This window comes from Salinarimonas sp. (genome assembly GCF_046292825.1).
GTDB lineage: Bacteria > Pseudomonadota > Alphaproteobacteria > Rhizobiales > Beijerinckiaceae > Salinarimonas.
Genome location: NZ_JBKBQG010000088.1, coordinates 1 through 4,066 on the forward strand (window position 1 = coordinate 1; position 4,066 = coordinate 4,066).

General features: G+C 74.8%; 1 protein-coding gene. It reads right to left on the minus strand.

Going from position 1 to position 4,066, the window contains the following annotated elements; translation table 11 throughout:
• Positions 1-163 precede the first annotated feature (163 nt).
• Positions 164-4,066, minus strand: a 3,903-nt coding sequence (locus ACK4UM_RS20805; RefSeq protein ID WP_409802944.1) for a glycoside hydrolase/phage tail family protein, incomplete at its 5' end; no start/stop codon positions are given.

Here is a 4,066-nt window from a genome sequence, read left to right on the forward strand (position 1 = left end):
TGCTCAGCCGTGTGCTCTGCCGACCTTATGACCCCCCCCCGGGCGGGGCGGGTGGCCTCCGCCCCGAAGCCGATGGAGGTGGGGTGGGGCCCGACGCTCGCGAAACGATCTCCACCCGGGCCCCACCCGGCCGCTGTCGCTGCGCTCCAGCGTCCACCCTCCCCTACGGGGAGGGATGGAGCACCGCGACCTGCGCCTCGAGCGCCCGTCCCTCCACCGCGCCGATCTGCGCGATGCGCAGAGCGAGCGTCGTCTGGGCTTCGCCGAAATCGGCGATCTCGTCGGCGGAGGGGTAGAGGTGACGCGGGACCTCGGTCTCGATCGTGCGCACGGGCGCGCCGGCGGCGAGCAGCGTCAGGCGATAGGCCTCGCGCTCCTCGCCGAGCGGGATCTCGGCGAGGCCCCAGCCGTCCCCGCCGCGGCGGGCACGGCGGATCCACGACAGCGCGATCCCCTCCCCCGTGCGGCGCGCGCGCGGATGGACGGGTGCGAGCGGCGCGAGCGCGGCGGCGCCGACGCTCGCCTCGAGCGAGAGCGCGCTCGCATCGCCGTGGTCGCGCTCGGCGGGGCCGATGCGGTAGCGGAAGGCGCGGCCGATGTCGGAGGGCTCGCGCGAGAGCGGCACCAGCGTCTCGTCGAGCCGCACGAGCGTCGCGCCCGAAGCGAGCGTCCGCGCGGCCATCGGCTCCGATCCGCCGAGGCCGCGCAGGAAGCGGGAGAGGCGGAAGGTGCGCTCGCCGACGAGCTCGGCCGTGCCGATCCCGACGATCTCGATCCCGCCCGCCTCGTCGAGGAGCGCGAAGCGGTTCGCCCCGTCGAGGAGCGCCATGTCGGACACGCTCGCGACCGCGCCGAAGGCGAGACGCACGTCGAGGCGCGCGGCGCGGTCGATCCGCCAGAGCGGGCCCGGCGGGAACGGGCCGAGCGTGCGGCCGATCTGGGCGGGCGCGGCCGCGAGCGCGTGCGCGGCATAGCTCTCCCCGTCGCCCGAGCGGCGGATCGCGACCGCGCCGGGCCAGGGCGCGGCATGGACCGCGAGCGCCTGGAGCACGGTCGGATCACCGATCGTGACCGGCAGGTCGAGGGCGATCGCGAAGGGCCGACCGGCGCCGGGGCTCTCGCGCCGCGGCGTCGCAGGCAGCACCTCGCGACGTGCGGCGGGCGTGCGGGAGGGCTCGACGGCGCGGGCCTCGATGCGGCGCGCGAACCCGTCGACGATGCGCACGATCCGATAGAGCCCCCCGCCGGGCGCCGCGATCGTGTCGCCGGGCTCGAGCGTCAGCGCGCGCGGGGAGAGCGCGAAGGACAGGCTCTCGCGCCCCGCCCAGGCGTCCTGCAGCAGCGCCTCGGCGAGCGCCTCCGCCTGACCGCGACGCAGGACGGCGCTCGTCTCCGCCCGCACCTGCCGCCGGCTCGTGCCCGCGAGCCGCCGCGAGGCGGCGGTCGCGCGGCGATAGGCGCCGGCGGCGTCGGCGAAGGCGATCTCGACCTCGGCGGGCAGCTCCGTCTCCTGCGCGCGCACGCGGCGCTCGAGCGGCGCGTCCGCCTCCTCGACCCGGTCTCCCGCCGCGACCGCCACGACCGCCTGCCCGCCGCGCCCGACGAAGGCGAGGCGGCCGGCGCGCGCGAGACCCTCGACGCCGAAGAGCCGCAGGAGCGGCTCGAGCGCGTCGCGCGCCGACATCGGCCGCTCGATCACGTAGCCGTCGAGGAAGCCGTCGCAATCGGCGTCGACGGGGATCGTCACCCCGTGATCGGCGAGGATGCGCGCGATCGTCTCGTCGAGCGGCAGGCCCTCGAGGCGGCCGTTGAGCCAGTGGCCGGTCTCGAAATTCGCTCCGTCCGCCCAGACGTCGCCGCGCTCGGGAAAGGCGGGGAAGGGGCGCGCGTCGAAGGCCCAGACCGCGAGCCGGTCGGGATCGATCATGCGCACGCCGGTCGCCGGATGGACGGGATTGTGGGCGGCGACGTGGCCGGGCACGCGCGGATCGAAGCGGCGCAGGATCGCGGCGACCCCACGCGCCTGGGCGAGGTCGTCGCGCGCGCCGCTGGAGAAGGGCGGATAAGCGCTCTCGCTCGATTTCGGATCGGGGAAGACGTTGGGCCCGTTCGGCCCCTTGTCGACGGCGGGGATGCCGATCTCGGTGAGCCAGATCGGCTTTCCCCCCGGCACGAAGGCCGTCGTCGCGGCGAAGGCGCCGCCCACCCGCTCGCGGTGCGGGTTCGACCACCAGCCGACCAGATCCTTGACGCGGAACGGAAAATGCTCGCCGAGCCCGTCGGCGATCGGCACCCGGTTCTGCGCGGCGCGGGCGGCGGCGTCGGGATAGAACCAGTCGAACCCCTCGCCCGCGCCGAGCCGCGCGTGCAGGTAATCCGGATCGAGCCCGCTTCGCGCGAGCGCCGCGTCGAGATGGTCGGGCTCGTCGCGCCAATCGGAGATCGGGGGGTAATAGTCGATGCCGATGGCGTCGATCGCCGGATGCGCCCAGAGCGGACCGAGGGGGAAGCGCACCTCCGCCCCGCCCGCGCGCACATGCGCACCGTACTCGGTCCAATCGGCGGCGTAGGTGATCTTCGTCGCGGGCCCGACGATCGCGCGCACGTCCGAGGCGAGGCTCGCGAGATGCGCGGCGGCGGGGTAGGCGCCCGGCCCCGAGCGCACGCGCGTGAGCCCCGGCAGCTCGGATCCGATCACGATCGCATCGACGCCGCCCGCGGCGACGGCGAGCGTCGCGTAATGCAGGATGTGGCGGCGAAAGCGCCAATCCTCGGGGCCGGCATAGGCGACCCCATCTGCGATGGGCGCGAAATGCCCCGGCTGCGCGCTCCCGAAGAAGGCGGCGACCTGCGCGGCCGCGCTCGCGGTCCCGTCCACGCTGCCCGGGCGTCCCGGCGCCGGATGGCAGGTGATCCGCCCGCGCCAGGGATAGGGCGGCTGCCCCGCAGCGCCCGTATGGGGATCGGGAAAGGCATTGCCGGAGGGAACGTCCATCATCACGAAGGGATAGAGCGTCACGCCGATGCCGCGCGCCTTCAACTCCCGGATCAGCCGGCAGACGCTCGCGTCGCAGGGCGTGCCGCCATAGGCGGGGCGCCCGTCGACCTGGGAGACGAGGAGCGCGTTCTCGCGCGTCAGCCCCGCGACCGACCAGACCGAGCCGGTCGAATCCTTGAACGGAATCTCGACGCGCGGGCGGATGGTGCAGGCGCCCGCGCGCAGATCGTCCCCGAACCAGCTCACCACGAGAAAAACGTGGGCGAGGCTCGGGCACAGGGCCTGGAGCTGGTCGAGCGCGGCGAGCGCGTCGGCGCGGGCGCTCGTCTGGTTGCGATTGTCAGGGCGGCTCTCGCCGAAATCGACGGACTGGCGCACCTCGATCGTGTCGTATCCGAACTCGCTCGCGCCGGGGATCAGGCAGACCGAGCGGATCGCCTGCCCCAGAGCCCCGCCGCCGCGCACCACCTCGAAGGCGAATTGCGGGATGCGATTGCCGAAGGGCTCGAGCGGCAGGCGCTCGAACACGACATACGCGAGCCCGCGATAGGCCGGCGCGTTCTCCGCCCCCTCCTTGGCGACGATCAGGGGATCGGGGCTCTGGTGCTCGCTCCCGCGATGGACGCGGTGCGCGATCGTCGTCAGGTCGAGTTCGCGCCCGTCCGCCCAGATCCGCCGCACGAGGGCGATCTCCCCCTCGCAGAGCCCCACCGCGAGATTGGCGTAATAGGCATAGGCGATCTCGGTCGTCGTCGCGCGAGAGCCCCCGCCCATCGCCTTGCCGCCGCGGCTCGGCTCGCGGGTGACGGTGACGCGCGTCTCCTCCTCGAAGCGCGTCGCCCAGATCACCTGACCGCCGAGGCGCGCGCGCCCGTAGACGCGCGGGATCGGCGCGCCCTCGGTCGAGGCGAGGCCCGGCTGTTCGAGGAGGCGCGGGCCCTCGATCGTGCGCGCCGTCCCGCGCGTGCCGCCGATGAGCGCGTTGTCGATCGCCGCCCCCGCGAGCCCGCCGAGCGCCCGCCCGACCATCGCCCCGAACGGCCCCCCCACCGCCCCGCCGATCACGGC